We start from the raw sequence: 17,105 nt of genomic DNA, 5'->3' as shown, positions 1-17,105 counted from the left end.
CCGGCCAGGGCTGCGGGTAGGGTCGTGGTACCCAAGGAAAGGACCTGCCCGTGGTCTCCATCGTCTGGCTCCGCGACGACCTGCGCACAGCTGACAATCCCGCCCTCCTGGCCGCGGCCTCCGAAGGCGGCGCGGTGGCCCTGTATGTTCTGGATGAGCAATCACCTGGCATCCGGCCGCTTGGGTCCGCCGCAAAGTGGTGGCTGCACCACGCGCTGAAGACCCTGCGGCACGACCTTGAGGCCCTGGGCATTCCGCTGGTACTGCAGCGGGGGCCGGCGGGCGACGTCGTTCCCGCGTTCGTGCAGGAAGCGGGCGCCGAGCGGATCTTCTGGAACCGGCGCTACGGCGGGCCGGAGCGGGAGGTGGACACCGCGGTCAAGGCAAGGGCCGCGGCCGCGGATGTGCACGCGGAGAGCTTCCAGGCTTCGCTGCTGCACGAACCCTGGACTGTGCGTACCGGCGGCGGCGGACCGTACCGCGTCTTCACCCCGTTCTGGCGCACGGTCTCCGCAATGGACTTCCGGGCGCCCCTTTCGGCTCCGGACAAGGCCGCCGCCCCGCCGGCCGGTATCCCCGCCGGAGAGGACCTGGCGGACTGGAACCTGCTGCCGCTGCATCCGGACTGGTCCGCAGGGTTGGCCGAAGCCTGGACCCCGGGCGAGGAGGCCGGCCTGTCCGCCCTTGGCGACTTCCTGGCCGGCCCGGTGCAGAATTACGACGACGGCCGCGACCGCCCGGCGAAGCCCGGAACCAGCCGGCTCTCCCCGTACCTGCGATGGGGGCACGTGAGTCCGTTCCAGGTCTGGCACGCGCTGTCCCGCGTCCGCGGGAACGGGCCGGGGCCGGATGTGTTCGGCACCGAAATCGGCTGGCGTGAGTTCTGCTGGCACCAGCTCTTTCACAACCCGGATCTGGCCACGAAGAACCTGCGGCCTGCCTTCGACGGGTTCCCCTGGGAACATCCGGAAGGCGCCGGACCGCAGACCCCGGCGATCCTGCGCGGGAAGGGTGCGCAGCCGCCGTCGGCATCCCGGCCGGAGGACCTGGCCGCCCTGGATGCGTGGAAGGCCGGAAGAACAGGGATTCCACTGGTCGACGCCGGCCAGCGACAGCTGTGGAGCATGGGCTGGATGCATAACCGGGTGCGGATGGTGGCTGCCAGCTTCCTGATCAAGAACCTGGGCATCCACTGGCGGGTGGGCGAGGAATGGTTCTGGGAGACCCTCGTGGACGCAGACCCCGCGAGCAATCCCGCCAACTGGCAGTGGGTCGCCGGCTCAGGCGCGGACGCAGCACCCTTCTTCCGGATCTTCAATCCCCAGACGCAGGCGAAGCGCTTTGATCCCAACGGTGAGTACGTCTCCCGCTGGGTGCCGGACGCCTTGACTCCCGCCTATCCCGAGCCGCTCGTGGATTTGAAGGAGTCCCGCCGGAACGCTCTGGAGGCATACGAGAGCATTCGCTGACTGGCTGCGCAGGATGCTCAGCCAGGGGAGCTGCTGCAGCGGAACTCAGCTGTCAGCGCGCGGACCTTCGGCGGCGTAGCAGGCCCACTCGGCGAGGGCGGCTTGAATCACTATGTACCGGTCATCAAAGGTATCCGCGCGGTAGTCGTCGGAAAGGTTGTGATTGACGGCCGCGCGGAAGGCTTCGGCGTAATCGGCGGTGGGGCCAAGCACGAAGCGGCGGTCGGGGCCGCCGCGGACGACTGCCCAGCGGGTGTCCGGCGCGGCAGCGGCAGCGGCGGCAGTGTCGTAGTAGTCCGCGGCCAGGCCGAAATGCCCGTCCCACTCCACCCCGTGCAGCGAGACTTCGCTCGGCGGCTGCTCCACTTCAGCGGCAGGCCGCCAGTCGACCACGCTCTGTTCATCGTTGAGGACCAATGTGAGGCGGGGCCGGGCGGGAAGATTGGAACTGACAGGCACTGCGAGGGCGAGGGAGCGGGGCCGGATATTGTCCGGCTGGGTGCGGAAGACTCCTGCGGCCGTGTGCAGGATGTAGGTTGCTGCGCCGTTCTCTGAAGGCTCGCCGTAGTCGATGCGGCGCAGTGTGGTGGTGAGGTCCAATGGCTCCTAACTTTCATATCGAATCAGGGCTGTACGGTGCTTCTTCCATTTTAGGTATCCGGGCGTGCACTGACAGGAGGCGTTAATCACAGCCATGCCGGCGGGCGGCCGGTGCTCGGCGCAGCGGGTGATCTGCGGCATAATGACATGCAATTCTGTTTGTGCCTCTCAGGGAGCAACACACATGGCCGGTACGTCAGCTGCATCCTTCTACACCGGGCTCGTCGCCGATCTCTACAAACCGCTCAAGTCCGCCAGCTTCGATCCCCTGCAATACCGGGACCTCATTGCGCAGTACGGTGAACCGGCCCTCGAGTTGGGCTGCGGCGACGGTGACCCCCTGCTGGATCTGAGGGAGAGCGGAATCGACGTTGACGGCCTGGACTCATCCCCGGACATGATCGCCAGGCTTCACCAGCGGGCGGAAACCCGGAACCTCGACGTGAGCGCATGGGTGGCGTCGATGGAGTCAATGAATCCGTCACGTCAGTATGCGACGGTCTTTCTGGCGGGGCCCACCTTTAATCTCCTGCCCACCGACGACGCGATGCGCCAGACCCTGCACAGCATAAAACGTGCCCTCGTCCCCAACGGCACTGCCGTCGTTCCGCTTTTTGTTCCGGAGCCCGCCACGGCCGACGACACCGGCAGTGTGACGCGGCAGGAAACGGCCAACGGGTGGATCGCCTGCCGCGTAGTCAACGTGGAACGCGACGAAAGTGCCCGCACGCAGATCACCGCCCTTCGCTACGAACGCGAAAGCAACGGCATGCTTCAGCAGCTCAAAAGGAACTGGCTGCTTCACTGGATTGATGTGGACGGTTTCACCGCTCTGGCGGAGGAGGCCGGCTTCCGGATCATCGACGCGCCGGCTGCCCTGGACCATGAGCCCAGGAATGTTGTCCTGCGAAGCTGACGGTTTAGCCCGGCGTCGGCATCCGCTTAACGGACAAGGTCCGTGCCGGTTGCATCCCCTGCGGGAGAACAACGGGCACGGACCTTGTCCGGCGTCCGGCGAAAACTGCAGGCCTAAGCCTGTGCTGCTGGATTTGTCCTGCTGGACCAGCTGCTAGACCTGTGCTGCTAGACCTGTCCCTGGCCGGGGGTGCCGGCGGGGTGGGGCTGGAGCACCTGAACGTCCATCTCGCCGGAGAGCTTGCCGTCGAGGGCAGCGGTCAGGGCCTTGAACGCGGGGCTCGCCGAGTGGGCCTGCAGATCTTCGGGGCTGGCCCACTTTTCGATCATGACCAGGCGGTCGCGTCCCTCGTTGAGGCTGTACACCTCGCAGCCGGCATCCTCGGCGTGCACGCGGGCGATCGACTCTTCCAGCACGGAAATGACGTCGTCCCGGAACTCAGGCTTGGGCACCATGGTGGCTACTACGACAAGACTCATGAGTTCTGCTCCTTCAAAGCATCAAGGGCGGCGTCAACGGGAACCGATCCGTTATTGAATTCGATAGTCTGCCCGATTGTGGCGGGACGGTCCAGCACGGCGGCGGCAACAAGGGCCACGTCTTCGCGGGACACCTGGGTGCCTTCGATGCCGGGGCCGGTTTCGATCTTCCCGGTGCCCGGATCCATGGTCAGCGCGCTGGGAGCGAGAATGGTCCAGTCCAGTCCGCTGCTGCGCAGATATTCATCGGCTGCGGCCTTGGCCTCGGCATATGCGAAGAAGCCGTCGTCCTCGGGGACACCGTGGTTGGGGCCCGCGCCAAAGTAGGACACCATCACATACCGGGGGACACCGGCCGCCTTGGCCGCGTCCATGGAGCGGATGGCGGCGTCGCGGTCCACCGCGTAGGTGCGTTCGGCGGTTCCCCCGCCGGCACCGGCGGACCAGACAACAGCGTCCTGGCCGGCAAGCTTCTGCGCGATTTCTTCGGTGGAGAGGTTTTCGACGTCGGCGACGACGGCGGCGGCACCCGTGGCTTCGACGTCGGAGGTGTGGTCCGGGTTGCGGAACAGTGACGTGACCTGGTGGCCGTTGGCCGTGAGGTCCTTGGCCAGGTGGAGGGCGACTTTGCCGTGGCCTCCGATGATGGCAATGCGTGACATGGTGAGTCCTTTCGTGGGGATCAGTGTCCCAGCCACCATAAGCACGCTTACGGTTTAAGCACCTACCCGTTCCGCTAATGGCTAAGCAGCCGAATTTTACGGGCGCATCGGGAATAAAGTGCCGCGGGACGTTGGGTTCGATGTGGCCGGGCCTGTTTAGATCGGCAGATCCCGCAGCAGGCCGCCCAGCCGCATCAGCTCCACCGGGATATGTTCGGTCAGGGTGAGTCCGGCGATGTTGGCCACGGTGGACACATCGGCCACCAACCGCACCAGGTCGGCAATCCGCATGCCGTCAGGGTTGCTGCCGGGGGAATTGGTGAAGTCGCGCCGGTCCAGGACATCCAGATCAATGTGGACCGCCAGCTGCGTCGCACCGGTGCCGGCAATCCAGTCCATAACCCTGCGGCTGTCCTCGGAAGTCTCCGTGATGCCCACGCTCTTGATGCCGAGCCGTTCCTTGACGGCTATGCCTTCGGCGTCCCACTGCCGCAGCCCCACCTGCAGGATTTTCGCCGGCGTAATCAGTGCCGGCAGCGCGGCGATGATTCCGGCGTCGCCCTCTCCCGCGAGGGTGGCCAGGGCCATGGAATGGAACCCGGTGTAGGAATCCCCGGGGACACCGGTGTCGGGGTGGGGATCGATCCAGAGCACCGCAAGGTCCTCGCCGTAGACGGAGGCGAGATGGCTGAAGGGTGCCACGCTCACCGAACATTCACCGCCGAAGGTGACTATGGACTCGGGTGCGGCCTCCCGCAGGATGTCCAGCGCGTCGGTCAGCTGGCGCATCACGGCGTCCCGGGCGTAAATGCCGTCCACCGTGGCCAGTGCTTCGTCGCTGGTGTCGGTGCTCACGGGCACGTACGCGGTGGGGCCGTCATGGTCCGGGGACATCAGTTCCAGCAGGGCCGGGCCAAGATTGAACGAAAGCTGGGTGTCGTGCGCGTCCACCCCCGGATGCAGCTGGTGGGTCGAGGGCCCGGAAGCACCCTGCCATTGTGGAAAGATCAGGCGCAAGGCGCCGGGACCGGTGGGGGAGCTCTGGGTCATGGCCCCAATTTACGCCGCAGGGCCGGCCCGGATAAGGGCAGGGGAACCCGGCGGCATGCCGGGAGCCGAAAAACCCGCAGGCGCAAACAAAATAGGATGGAAGCATGACTGCAACACTCGTAGCCCGGGACCTCTCCGGCGGCTACGCCCACCGCACCCTGTTCTCCCATCTCAACCTGACGGTCGCGCCGGGCGACGTCGTGGGCGTTGTGGGCTCCAACGGCGCCGGAAAATCGACTCTCCTCCGCCTGCTCGCCGGTGCTGCCGAACCGCTCGCCGGCACCGTGTCCACCGCTCCCGCCGATGCGTTCATCGGGTGGCTGCCGCAGGAACACGAACGCCTCGAGGGCGAAACCGTGGCCGGATACATTGCACGGCGCACCGGTGCGGCTGCAGCCACCGAAGCCATGGAGGCTACGGCGGAGGGACTCGGGTCCGGAGCCAAGGGGGCCGACGACGCCTACGCCGTCGCGCTGGACCATTGGCTGGCCAGCGGCGCCGCTGACCTGGAGGACCGGATCCCGGCGGTCCTTGCCGAGCTGGGACTGGATGTAGGCGCTCAGGCGCTGATGACGTCGCTCTCCGGCGGGCAGGCTGCCCGCGTGGCCCTGGCGGCCCTGCTGCTGAGCCGGTTCGACATTGTGCTCCTGGACGAGCCCACCAATGACCTGGACCTGGCCGGCCTGGCCCGGCTGGAGGAATTTGTGCAGGGCCTGCGCGGCGGCGTCGTCCTCGTATCCCATGACCGCGAATTCCTCGCCCGTTGCGTGACCACCGTGGTGGAGCTTGATCTGGCACAAAACAAGGTGGCCGTGTACGACGGCGGCTATGACGCTTTCCTGGAGGAGCGCGACGTTTCGCGCCGGCACGCCCGTGAAGCCTACGAGGAATTTGCCGACAAGAAGGCGGACCTGGTCTCGCGTGCCCGCACCACGCGTGAATGGAGCTCGCAGGGCGTCCGCAATGCCATGAAGAAATCCCCGGACAATGACAAGATCCGGCGCCGGGCATCAATGGAATCCTCCGAAAAGCAGGCGCAGAAAGTGCGGCAGATGGAATCCCGGATTGCCCGCCTGGATGAAGTGGAAGAACCGCGCAAGGAATGGCAGCTGCAGTTCACCATCGGATCCGCACCCCGCTCCAGTTCCGTCGTCGCCACCCTGAATTCCGCTGTGGCGCAGCGCGGGTCGTTCACGCTTGGTCCGGTCTCGGTGCAGGTCAATGCCGGCGAGCGGATTGGCATCACCGGGCCCAACGGTGCCGGCAAATCCACGCTGCTGGCGCTCCTGCTCGGACGCCTGGACCCCAGCGAAGGCAGCGCGTCCCTGGGATCCTCGGTGGCCGTGGGCGAAATCGACCAGGCCCGCGGACAGCTGGATCACGCCCTGGCGCTGGGAGACGCTTTTGAGGCGGCTGTTCCGGAAATGAACAGTGCCGAGGTGCGTACCCTGCTGGCCAAATTCGGGCTCAAGGCCGATCAGGTGACCAGCCGCGTGGAGTCCCTGTCTCCGGGCGAGCGCACCCGGGCATCACTGGCGCTGCTGCAGGCCCGGGGAGTGAACCTGCTGGTGCTGGATGAGCCCACCAACCACCTTGACCTGCCGGCCATCGAGCAGTTGGAGGAGGCGCTGGAAAGCTATGAGGGCGCCCTGCTGCTCGTCTCGCATGACCGGCGGATGCTGGAAAACGTCCGCCTGGATGCCCGCTGGAATGTGGACGGGGGATCCGTCACTATTCAGTGAGGATGTCCTGAGTACCGTCGGCTGCCGGGATGTGGTAAAAATTACACACGCTTTATGTCTCAAAGGCCCCCATTAAATGCGACGCATTAGATGTGGCGCAATTGCATAGTTTCGGTTTTTAGTCTCGGTCTTTAGTCTCAGTCTTTATGGGGGGAATAGTTATCATGGCTTCACTGCAGCAACTGCTTGGAAGGACTGACCGGTGAAGGGCCTGCGCGTCATGGACGTGCCCGTCCTGCTGAGTGTCTGGGTCCTGTGCGTGACAACTGACTGGTCAACCGGCACCAAGGCCGCCCTCAACGTGGCTGCCGTGGCCCTGCTGTGCCTGAAGGAGATCCTGGTGCACCGCCGGCTGCAGCGTCTTGCCGCCGGCGGGCGGCAGCCGGCCGGGGTCCGTGTGCGTGAGCTGGCCTTCGCTGCTTAGCGCGCAGTTGTCGCTGATCGCCTTTTAGGGGCGGGCAGCGGCCGGGGTGGCGCCCGCCCCTAGGAGGCGGGCAGGAGGCAGGTCTAACGTAAAAGGTCGCACCTGACTCCTTCCAGGAATGGAGCAGCTCATGACCACAAACGTGACATCCCTGCTGATTCCCACTGCAAACGGGCTGGTCCGGGGAACCGTGGCAGACGGCGTGCGCACGTGGCGGGGCATTCCCTTTGCTGCGCCGCCGGTGGGGGAGCTGAGGTTGCGTTCGCCGCAGCCGCCGGACCGCTGGAGCGGGGTGCTGGACGGATCCGCCTTTGGCGCCGCACCGCCGCAGTCCCGCAACCCGTCCCTGACCGGGTCCAGGCGGCGGGCTCCCATGGACGAGGATTGCCTCACGCTGAATGTCTCCGCGCCCCTCGAACCCGGGTTTGACCGGCTCCCCGTCCTGGTGTACTTCTACGGCGGCGCGTTCAGTTCCGGGTCTTCCACTGTGAAGACCTACCGCGGCTCCAATCTGGTCCGGGCCGGGGAAGCGGTTTACGTTTCCCTGAATTACCGGATCGGAGCCCTGGGGTTCATGGATTTCAGTTCCTTTTCCGGCCCGGGCCGGACCTTCGACTCCAATCTGGGACTCCGCGATCAGGTGGCTGCCCTGGAATGGGTCCGGGACAACATCGAAGCGTTCGGCGGGGATCCGGAGAATGTGACCATTTTCGGAGAGTCCGCCGGCGGGATCTCCGTGACATCGCTGATGTGCATCCCGGCCGCCCGGGGGCTCTTCCATCAGGCCTATGCCCAGAGTGCCGCCCCGTCCAGTGCCTACTCCCGCGAGCTCCATGCGTCCTGGGCGCGGGATCTGCTGGCGATCCTCAAGGTGCCGCTGTCCGATGCCGCTGACGCCCTGTCCACCCTTCCGGCCTCCGCACTGGTGCGCGCCACCAGCGAGCTGACGTCCAAGATTGGACCGGCCGCGAAGCCGGGTTCGCTGAGTGTCTCGCCGGTGATCGACGGCGACTTCCTGCCCGAGCACCCCTTCGACACGTTCATGAAGGGGAACTCGGCTCCGGTGCCGCTGGTTTTGGGCACCATGGCCCGGGAGGGGGCGCTGTTTGCCCGGATTGTGGACATCCTCCCTTCCACCCCGGACCGGATTGAAAAGATGTTTGCCGGCACCGACCCCCAGGCCCAGTCCCGGGTGCTTGCCGCTTATCCCGGGTATCCGTCCCGGGAACAGTCGGTGGAAATCAGCGGCGACCTCGTGTTCTGGTACCCCTCCACCGTGGTGGCCGAATCCCATTCTCTGGTGGCACCCACCTGGTCCTACCGATATGACTTCGCCACTCCGATGATGAACCTGCTCGGCTTCGGAGCGACCCACGCCATGGATGTTCCCGTGATGTTCGGTGAGACCCGCGAGCCCATTACGCGTGCCCTGTCCCTGCTCGGCGGGGCAGCGGCCCTGAAGGAACTCTCGGCGCGTTTCCAGGGGACCCTGCTGAGCCTGGCGAAAACCGGTTGCCCGGGTCCTGACTGGCCGCGCTACGAACCGGTGGAGCGCCGGACCCGGATTTTCGACGTCGAGGACCGGATCGAGCTGGACCCGTTCCCGGAGCGGCGACGCGCCTGGGCGGGATACCGGGGCTATTTGTGATGGAGTCCACAGACAGGCTGTGGGAGTGTTAACCCAGCTATGGAAGTCTTGCCCCTACGCGGTGCATAAAGCAGCGTGCAAAAGGAGAGTTGGCCAGCATGAGTGAACATTACGACGTCGTGATTCTGGGAGCCGGACCGGGCGGCTACGTGGCGGCTATCCGGGCGGCCCAGCTCGGTTTGAGCGTGGCAGTGGTGGAGGAGAAGTACTGGGGCGGTGTGTGCCTGAACGTGGGCTGCATTCCTTCCAAGGCGTTGCTGCGCAACGCCGAGCTCGCCCAGATTTTCACCAACCAGGCGAAAACCTTCGGCATGAGCGGAGACGTTTCGTTTGATTTCGGCGCCGCATTCGACCGCAGCCGGCAGGTCGCGGAGGGCAGGGTCAAGGGCGTCCACTTCCTGATGAAGAAAAACAAAATCACCGAGTATGACGGCCACGGGGTGTTCACTGATGACCACACCCTTGACGTCTCGCTCTCGAAGGGCGGCACTGAAAGCATCACCTTCGACAACGCCATCATTGCCACGGGGACGTACGTGCGCCTGCTGCCGGGTGTCGAACTCTCCGAGAACGTCGTGACGTACGAGGCCCAGATCATGGACCGGGACCTGCCGAAGAAGATCGTGATTGTGGGTGCCGGTGCCATCGGCATGGAATTCGCGTATGTGCACCGCAGCTACGGCGTGGACGTGACCATTATCGAATTCCTGGACCGGGCCCTGCCCAATGAGGACGCGGACGTCTCCAAGGAGATCGCCAAACAGTACAAGAAACTGGGCATCCCCATCATGACCTCCACGAAGGTGGAGACGGTGACGGACAACGGCTCCTCGGTGACCGTGACCTATAAGGACAAGAACGGCAAAGACGGTTCCATCGAAGCGGACCGCGTGATGATGTCCATCGGCTTTGCGCCGCGCACCGAAGGATACGGCCTGGAAAAGACCGGCGTTCAGCTCACTGACCGCGGGGCGATTGCCATTGACGAGTTCATGCGCACCAATGTCCCGCACATCTACGCTATCGGCGACGTAACTGCCAAGCTGCAGCTGGCCCACGTGGCCGAAGCCATGGGCGTAGTGGCCGCCGAGACCATCGGCAAGGCCGAAACCATGCCCCTGGGGGACTACCGGATGATGCCCCGGGCCACGTTCTGCCAGCCGCAGGTGGCCAGCTTTGGGCTGACCGAGCAGCAGGCGCGCGACGCTGGCCATGACGTGGTGGTGAGCACGTTCCCGTTCACGGCCAACGGCAAGGCCCACGGACTGGGTGAACCGGTGGGGTTCGTCAAGCTGGTGGCGGACAAGGAACACCTGGAACTTCTTGGCGGCCACCTGATCGGGCCGGATGTTTCCGAGCTGCTGCCCGAACTGACCCTGGCCCAGAAATGGGACCTGACCGCCTATGAGCTGGCACGGAACGTACATACGCACCCCACGCTCAGCGAGGCACTGCAGGAGGCGTTCCACGGCCTCACCGGACACATGATCAACTTCTAGCCGGGCCGGGCGGGAGCCGGAATCTTGACACGGCTCCCGGGCCCGGAGAACCCTTTTCAGTAGGGGGCGGTCCGGGGAGGTCTGCATTGTGCAAACCGGCAAGACGCTGAGAACCGGCAAAGTAGTTCTGATCGTCATCGGAAGCCTGCTGATCCTGATGGGTTTGGGATTGGCGGCGGGCGCGGCTGTTGCGGGGGTGTTCAACGCCGGGCAAAGCGATGACCGCTTCCTGTCGCTTCCTGAAGAGACCTATGAGGTTGATTCGTATGCGCTGACCCTGCCTGATGTGAGCGTGGACGGCGGGGCGCGGGCGGAAGACGCCGTTGCAACGCTGCAGCTGGAAGGCGAGTCGGTGCAGGGCCGGGACCTGTTCATCGGTATCGGCCCAAGCGGCGAGGTGGACCGCTACCTCCGGGACGTGCCGCGCAGCGAGCTGCAGGACGTTTCCTTCGCTCCTTTCCGTGTCGATTACCTGGAGGTCCAGGGCACCAGGGCTCCCGCGCCTCCGGGCAGCCAGGACTTCTGGGCAGAGAGCTCCAGCGGGAGCGGTGAACAGTCTCTGGAATGGAACCTGGACGGCGGGGACTGGTCTGTTGTGATCATGAACGCGGACGGGAGCCGGTCGGTTGCCGCGGACCTGCAGGCGGGGGTGCGGGCTGATTTCCTCGGCCCGCTGACGTGGATCCTGCTGATCTCCAGCATCGTCTTCCTCATTGCCGGGATTGCCCTGGTGGTTGCCGGGGCTTCCGGGCTTCGGCACCGCGGCGCCGACGGCGTCCGTCCTGCGGACACTGGTGATCCGGGGCAACCAGAGCAACCGGGGCAACCGGGGCAGCCCGCCGGGGTGCCCGCAGCGCCTCAGACCTACGGCCAGATGCAGGACCGGTATGGACGTCCCGGACCGTACGGATCAGCTGCGGAGCCCGCCGGATCCGCCGGATCCGCTGCAGGGTCCGCCGGTGCGCACGCCGCCGGAGCCGGCCCGGCGTCCGGGGCAGCTGCGGCCGCGGGTGCCGCGGGAGTTTACGGAGGAGGCCCCGCCGTCGGCCTGCGGGACCCGAAACTGGCCGGCCCGCGCTATCCCGCGCGGCTCTACGGCGAAATAGACCCCAACCTTTCCCGCTGGATGTGGCTGGTCAAATGGTTCCTGGCAATCCCGCACTACATTGTGCTGTTCTTCCTGTGGATCGCCTTCTTCGTCACCACAGTGATTGCAGGGATCGTCATCCTCTTCACCGGGCGGTATCCGCGGGGGCTTTTTGAATTCAATGTGGGAGTGGTGCGCTGGAGCTGGCGGGTGACGTTCTATGCCACCCATGCGCTGGGGACGGACCGGTATCCGCCGTTCACCTTGGAGCGCACCGATTACCCGGCGGATTTCAGTGTTGATTATCCCCGGGAGCTCTCCCGCTGGCTGGTGCTGGTGAAGTGGTGGCTGCTGGTCCTTCCGCAGGCACTGGTGGTCACAGCCTTCACCCAGGCCTCCGTGGTCGTCAACCGGTTCTATCCCGTGGGCAGCCAGGACGACACCGGCGGATGGTCCCGGATGGTCCCGGGCGGGATGTTCAGTGATGCGTGGGATGAGGGTTGGGAAGGGGCGCCGGCCGTGGTCAGCCGGCAGGGCCTGTCCCTGCTGGTGCTGCTGGTCCTCATTGCCGCTGTCATCCTGTTGTTCCGCGGCCGGTATCCGCGCCATCTCTTTGACCTGATCATGGGTCTGAACCGGTGGTCCTACCGCGTGCTGGCCTACGGCGCGCTGATGCGGGACGAGTATCCGCCCTTCCGCCTGGACCAGGGCCCGGCGGACCGCAGGGACGAGGCCGCAGGACTCGGCCGCCCGGGACCAGGATCCGGCTAGGCGGAGGTCCCGAGGATGCAGAACTCGTTGCCTTCGGGATCCGCCAGCACGGTCCACGTGACATCGGGTTCCTGGCCCACGTCAGCCCGGACGGCGCCCAGAGCCAGCAGCCGCTGCACTTCCTCCTCGCCTGTGCAGCCGTCCGCGCGCAGGTCCAGGTGCAGCCGGTTCTTCACCGATTTGTGCTCCGGTACGGGCACAATGTCGATGGGCGGGCCGTAACCGTCAACGGGGGCAAGACTGATGATGCCGTCGCCCTCCTCCTCGATGCGGTAATCCAGCGCCCGGGTCCAAAAATCCGCCAGCCGGCGGACATCAACGGCGTCAAGGGCAAGCGAAGCAAATTTGCTGGTCAAGATGGCTCCTGGCTGAAGGAAAACTGCCTGTGGTGTCCGTCCGGTGAGAGTGGCTCACACGGCACGCTGAACCTAACACACCCTGCCGGGCAGAGCGTCCGGCCAATACCCCGGAGCTGCCGCCGCCGCCCGGAAACCCGCAGGTGTTTTCCCTCACCGCGGGCCGGGCCCGGACGCGCGGGGCCGGGGCGCTCCTTCAGTGCCCGGACGGCAGATGTGACGGAGGTCCGTCAGGTGCGTCACAGCCGTCATTCAGGGCCCCTGTGCCTCGGTAATCTTGAAATATGGACCTCGAAAACATTAATTTCCACACCCGGAAGTGGGTCCGTCCCGAAGACCTCAACGCTAACGGAACCCTGTTCGGCGGCAGCCTTCTGCGATGGATCGATGAAGAAGCAACAATTTATGCCATTCTGCAGATGGGCAACGGCCGAGTGGTCACCAAGCTGATGTCGGAGATCAACTTCGTCAGCTCCGCCCAGCAGGGCGACATGATCGAAATGGGACTGCGCGCCACAAAGTTTGGCCGGACCTCCCTGACGATGCGCGCCGAAGTGCGCAACATGGTCACCCGCCGCAGCATCCTGACGATTGACCGGATCGTTTTCGTCAGCCTCGACTCCCACGGGCACCCGATGCCGCACGGTTATACCGAGATCACCTATGACCGGGACCGGCTTCCCGCCGAGCACATTGCTCCCATTGAACTCGATGCCTAAAAGCTGGTAGCAGGGCCTGAAAAGGCTTGACCGGCGCCGCAGCGGATTTTTGGCACAGCGGGCCTTCTGGCCGGCCCTCCAAGCAGTCAGGGTCCGGTTCGCCGTGCCATACTCGACAGAGCAGCAAAGCCCTTGGATATAAGGTGCGGCTGCGCTGGCGCACCCGCAGGAACTGTTCCGGGCAGCTGACGCAGTTGCCTGGAACGGAGCCTGCATGCCGGATCCCGTACAGCCCCTGACCACTGACTCCCTGATAGGGGACTGGCTGGACCATCCCGCCGGACATACGGTCATGATCGATCTGCTGGCCCGCCGAAGCCCTGACGCCCGGGCACTGTATGCCGTCCGCAAGCTGCCGCTCTCCTCGCTGGTAACGCTGAGCAACGGTGTGGTGACCACGGATTATCTGGACCTGATGGTGGAGGCAGCCAACCGTCTTATGGATGAATCAGTCCAACCGGCCACTGCCCACCTATTCCCTTCAGCTCCGCCCCCGGCTCCGAACGACTGGGTGGAGCCGCTGGTGGAGGGCCGTTTTGACGGTAAGACGGTGGTGGTGTCCGGTGCAGCGTCGGGCATTGGCCGGGCCACCGCTCTGCGCGTCGCGCGCGAGGGCGGCCACGTGATTGCCGTGGATCTCAGCACGCTGCGGATGGAAGCGCTTCTCGAAACCGCCCCGGATCTGGACATCGCCGGAGTGGTTGCCGATATTTCCAACCAGTCCGACGTCAACAGGATTGCCGTCATGGCTCAGGGCCGCGTGGACGGGCTGGCAGTCGTGGCGGGAATCGCGGACAACATGGTGGCCCTGCATGAAGTGGAGGACGAACTCTGGGAGAGCGTCTTCCGCATCAACGTGGACGGACCCTTTCGGCTCTCACGCGCCCTGATTCCGCTGATGCTCTCCCGCGGCACCGGATCCATTGTGAATGTTTCCTCCCAGGCCGGCCTGCGCGGCTCCATTGCCGGAGCCGCGTACACGGCGTCCAAGCATGCGGTGATCGGCCTGACGCGCAGTGCAGCGTTCATCTACAGTCCGCGCGGCATCCGCGTGAACGCCGTCATCCCCCGGCCCACCCGCTCCGCCCTGGAGTCCAACTACGGTTCCCTCGGCGGCGCCGGGCCGCTGCCCTCACCCACGCTGACTTCTCCCGAAATTGAGTCGGCTCAGATTGCCTCTCCCATGACCTACCTGCTCAGTGACGACGCCGCCAACGTCACCGGGGCGATCATGCCGGCGGACGAAGGCTGGGGTGTGGCCTAGCGGCCGCTGCGCATATCAGTGTCACCCGCGGCTGGCCCGCAGCCACTCCTGAAGCTGATGCAGGAGTTCGGGGGTCACCGGAGAGCCGGGAAACCGTGCCATGCGCCGCAGCGGCATATTGCCCACCAGGGCAAGTGAGGCGGCCAGTCCGGCTGAAGCAGCTCCTCCTGCTCCGCCGGACAGTGCGGCCACCAGTTGGGCCGCCGCTTCCGGGTCCGCCAGCCATTCCTGGATGGAGGACTCGGTGGTCAGCGCCGGGGCGGGCACTGTGCCGTCCACCGCCGCAACGCCTGCGAGGCGAATGTCGCGGGAGGATGAGCCCACTTCAACGCGGTACTCGCCGGCGTCCGCCACCCACGACTGGGCTTCGGGATCCCACCTGGACAGGTCCCGGATCCCCAGGCGGAACTCAACCCGCCGGGATTCGCCAGGCTCCAGCAGAAGCTTTTCGAACCCGCGCAGTTCACGGCGCGGATGCAGCGGCCGCTGCTGGGCGCCGTCGTCGTCCGGCGCGCCGACGTAAAGCTGCACCACCTCGGCGCCGCTGCGGCTGCCGGTGTTGGCGAGGGTCATTTCCACAGTGATGAACTGCCCGGATCCGGTTCCGCTGCTGCGGATCAGTAGATCCGAGTAAGTGAAACGGGTGTAGGACAGACCATGGCCAAAGGGGAAAGCGACGTCGATGCCGCGGGTGTCATACCAGCGGTACCCCACCAGCAGGGCCTCGCCGTAGCGGACGGTGCCGCCCTCGCCGGGATAGTTGCCGAAGGCTGCGGTGTCCTGCAGCCGGTGGGGAATGGTCTCAGCCAGCCTTCCGCCGGGATCCGCGCGGCCCAGCAGCACATCAGCCACGGCGCTGCCGCCCGCCTCGCCCGGCAGCCACGCTTCGAGGACGGCGGGCACCGCACCCGCCCAGGACGTGGTCACCACCCCGCCGTTAAAGAGCACCACGACGGTCCGCGGGTTCGCCTCGAGGATGGCGGCCAGCAGTTCCAGCTGGGCGTCGGGCAAGTCCAGCGTGGTGCGGTCGAATCCTTCGGACTCCGCATCGTCCGGCAACCCGAGGAAGACGACGGCGGTGTCCGCGGCTGCAGCAGCCGCCGCCGCGGTTTCCACGAGGTCCACGGGTACCGCCTCGGGTCGGGAAGCTGAGGCCTCCCCGGCCGGCGTGTCGGGTACGGCCAGCGAGTAGCCCGGCTCGAAGAGCAGTTCGGGCAGCTCTTCCTGCAGCGCGTCGAGGGGACTGACCAGATGCACGGGATTCACCCGGGAGGAACCGCTGCCCTGATAGCGGGGCGTGCGCGCCAGCTCACCGATCACGGCAACCGTGCCGCCGGCAGCCAGCGGAAGCAGCCCGCCGTCGTTCTTGAGCAGCACCATGGAAGCGGCCGCTGCCCGCCGGGCCAGGTCATGGCTGGCTGCGTAGAGGGCCCCGCCGTCGTCGCCCTGCGCAAGAGGTTCCTCACTCCCGCCGTCCGGCAGCTGCTCACGTTCCAGCGGCTGCCCGCTTTCCTCCAACTGCTCGGAGGCACGGTGCACCAGACCGAGCAGGCGGGAGACCGAGGCATCAATCTGCGCCTCCGTGATGGTCCCGGCATCCAGTCCTGCTGCCAATTCATCGGCACCGATGCCGCCGCTGGCAGGCATTTCCAGATCCAGGCCGGCGGCGAGCGCGGCAACCCGGTTGGTGACCGCTCCCCAGTCGGATATCACCGCTCCCTCATAGCCCCAGGCAACACGCAGGACGGACCTGAGCAGATAGGGGTTCTCTGCGGCGTGCATCCCGTTGACCTTGTTGTAGGCGGCCATCACGGTCCACGGTTTGGCAGTGCGGACCACAATCTCGAAGGCACGCAGATAGATCTCATGCAGGGTGCGCTCATCGACCACCGCGTCTACGCGCATCCGGTCCGCTTCCTGGTTGTTGGCGGCGAAGTGCTTGGGGCTTGTGCCAACTCCGGCGGCCTGGACCGCAGCCGTCCAGGCCGCCCCCAGCTCACCGGCAAGCAGCGGATCTTCGGAAAAGTATTCAAAGTTCCGCCCGCACAGGGGAGTGCGCTTGATGTTCAGGCCAGGTCCCAGCAGGATGTCCACGCCCTGGGCGCGGGCCTCGCGGGCGACGGCGGTGCCCAGCTCCGCAAGCAGGCTGCGGTCCCAGGAGCAGGCCGTGGCGCATTCGGCGGGAAAGCAGGTGGCGGGAACCGAGTCGCCGAGCCCCAGGGTGGAGCTCCCGGAGGGACGCCGGACGCCGTGCGGGCCGTCGGACAGGACCAGGGGCCGAATCCCGTGTTGGGGCAGGGCAGCGGTTTCCCAAAATCCTGCCCCGGAGAGCAGCATGATCTTTTCCTGCAGCGTCAGGTCCTGGGGTACGGCTGGAATAGCCACGGGTGTCTCCCTTGTCGGTGGGCTCCGAGTCTAT

General features: G+C 65.9%; 15 protein-coding genes. 9 read left to right on the top strand and 6 right to left on the bottom strand.

Features of this window, described 5'->3' with window-relative positions; all coding sequences use genetic code 11:
- The first annotated feature begins 50 nt into the window (after positions 1 to 50).
- Positions 51 to 1,469, top strand: coding sequence for a cryptochrome/photolyase family protein (locus AC4D2Q_RS11410; RefSeq protein WP_490946560.1), 1,419 nt, complete (start codon positions 51 to 53; stop codon positions 1,467 to 1,469).
- A 45-nt stretch (positions 1,470 to 1,514) separates the two neighbouring features.
- Here the strand turns inward: AC4D2Q_RS11410 and AC4D2Q_RS11405 are convergent, their stop codons facing one another.
- Positions 1,515 to 2,069: a hypothetical protein gene (locus AC4D2Q_RS11405; RefSeq protein ID WP_490946559.1), complete on the bottom strand. Its 555-nt coding sequence runs from the start codon at positions 2,067 to 2,069 to the stop codon at positions 1,515 to 1,517.
- Between the two features lie 184 nt (positions 2,070 to 2,253).
- On the opposite strand from AC4D2Q_RS11405, the gene AC4D2Q_RS11400 reads away from it, so the two are divergent.
- Positions 2,254 to 2,985: a class I SAM-dependent methyltransferase gene (locus AC4D2Q_RS11400; protein WP_490946558.1), complete on the top strand. Its 732-nt coding sequence runs from the start codon at positions 2,254 to 2,256 to the stop codon at positions 2,983 to 2,985.
- 167 nt (positions 2,986 to 3,152) lie between these two features.
- On the opposite strand, the gene AC4D2Q_RS11395 is transcribed toward AC4D2Q_RS11400, so the two are convergent.
- The 3 genes from AC4D2Q_RS11395 to AC4D2Q_RS11385 form a co-directional block, all read right to left on the bottom strand.
- A complete protein-coding gene (locus AC4D2Q_RS11395; RefSeq protein ID WP_490946557.1) occupies positions 3,153 to 3,464 on the bottom strand; it encodes a putative quinol monooxygenase in 312 nt (103 codons plus the stop codon).
- Positions 3,461 to 4,126 (bottom strand): SDR family oxidoreductase, encoded by a 666-nt coding sequence (locus AC4D2Q_RS11390; protein ID WP_490946556.1) that lies wholly within the window; start codon positions 4,124 to 4,126, stop codon positions 3,461 to 3,463. The genes AC4D2Q_RS11395 and AC4D2Q_RS11390 overlap by 4 nt, the downstream gene beginning before the upstream one ends.
- A gap of 156 nt (positions 4,127 to 4,282) precedes the next feature.
- Entirely contained in the window at positions 4,283 to 5,176 is an 894-nt protein-coding gene (locus tag AC4D2Q_RS11385) for an arginase family protein (RefSeq protein WP_490946555.1), read from the bottom strand.
- Between the two features lie 104 nt (positions 5,177 to 5,280).
- On the opposite strand from AC4D2Q_RS11385, the gene AC4D2Q_RS11380 reads away from it, so the two are divergent.
- The 5 genes from AC4D2Q_RS11380 to AC4D2Q_RS11360 all read left to right on the top strand — a co-directional run bounded on the left by AC4D2Q_RS11380 (position 5,281) and on the right by AC4D2Q_RS11360 (position 12,347).
- Entirely contained in the window at positions 5,281 to 6,918 is a 1,638-nt protein-coding gene (locus AC4D2Q_RS11380; RefSeq protein ID WP_490946554.1) for an ABC-F family ATP-binding cassette domain-containing protein, read from the top strand.
- A gap of 202 nt (positions 6,919 to 7,120) precedes the next feature.
- A complete protein-coding gene (locus tag AC4D2Q_RS11375; protein ID WP_490946553.1) occupies positions 7,121 to 7,342 on the top strand; it encodes a hypothetical protein in 222 nt (73 codons plus the stop codon).
- Between the two features lie 130 nt (positions 7,343 to 7,472).
- The gene (locus tag AC4D2Q_RS11370; RefSeq protein WP_490946552.1) at positions 7,473 to 8,990 is read left to right on the top strand and encodes a carboxylesterase/lipase family protein; all 1,518 of its coding nucleotides are present in this window, start codon (positions 7,473 to 7,475) and stop codon (positions 8,988 to 8,990) included.
- A gap of 98 nt (positions 8,991 to 9,088) precedes the next feature.
- Entirely contained in the window at positions 9,089 to 10,489 is a 1,401-nt protein-coding gene (gene lpdA, locus AC4D2Q_RS11365; RefSeq protein ID WP_490946551.1) for a dihydrolipoyl dehydrogenase, read from the top strand.
- Between the two features lie 88 nt (positions 10,490 to 10,577).
- Complete coding sequence (locus AC4D2Q_RS11360) at positions 10,578 to 12,347, top strand: DUF4389 domain-containing protein (RefSeq protein ID WP_490946550.1); 1,770 nt, start codon at positions 10,578 to 10,580, stop codon at positions 12,345 to 12,347.
- On the opposite strand, the gene AC4D2Q_RS11355 is transcribed toward AC4D2Q_RS11360, so the two are convergent.
- Entirely contained in the window at positions 12,344 to 12,703 is a 360-nt protein-coding gene (locus AC4D2Q_RS11355) for a VOC family protein (protein ID WP_490925566.1), read from the bottom strand. The two genes, AC4D2Q_RS11360 and AC4D2Q_RS11355, sit on opposite strands and share 4 nt — an antisense overlap.
- A gap of 284 nt (positions 12,704 to 12,987) precedes the next feature.
- Here AC4D2Q_RS11355 and AC4D2Q_RS11350 point away from each other — a divergent pair, with 284 nt between their 5' ends.
- Both AC4D2Q_RS11350 and AC4D2Q_RS11345 read left to right on the top strand, forming a co-directional pair.
- Positions 12,988 to 13,422, top strand: a complete 435-nt coding sequence (locus AC4D2Q_RS11350; RefSeq protein WP_490946549.1) for an acyl-CoA thioesterase — start codon at positions 12,988 to 12,990, stop codon at positions 13,420 to 13,422.
- A 214-nt stretch (positions 13,423 to 13,636) separates the two neighbouring features.
- On the top strand, positions 13,637 to 14,686 hold the full coding sequence (locus tag AC4D2Q_RS11345; RefSeq protein WP_490925564.1) for an SDR family NAD(P)-dependent oxidoreductase: 1,050 nt from the start codon (positions 13,637 to 13,639) through the stop codon (positions 14,684 to 14,686).
- Positions 14,687 to 14,707: 21 nt separating this feature from the next.
- Here AC4D2Q_RS11345 and AC4D2Q_RS11340 read toward each other — a convergent pair whose 3' ends face one another.
- Positions 14,708 to 17,071, bottom strand: a complete 2,364-nt coding sequence (locus AC4D2Q_RS11340; RefSeq protein ID WP_490946548.1) for a glycoside hydrolase family 3 C-terminal domain-containing protein — start codon at positions 17,069 to 17,071, stop codon at positions 14,708 to 14,710.
- Positions 17,072 to 17,105 lie beyond the last annotated feature (34 nt).

The organism is Arthrobacter sp. TJ-178, assembly GCF_058269275.1.
Note: the sequence above shows the minus strand (reverse complement) of the source record. Positions and strands in the feature narration are given on the sequence as shown.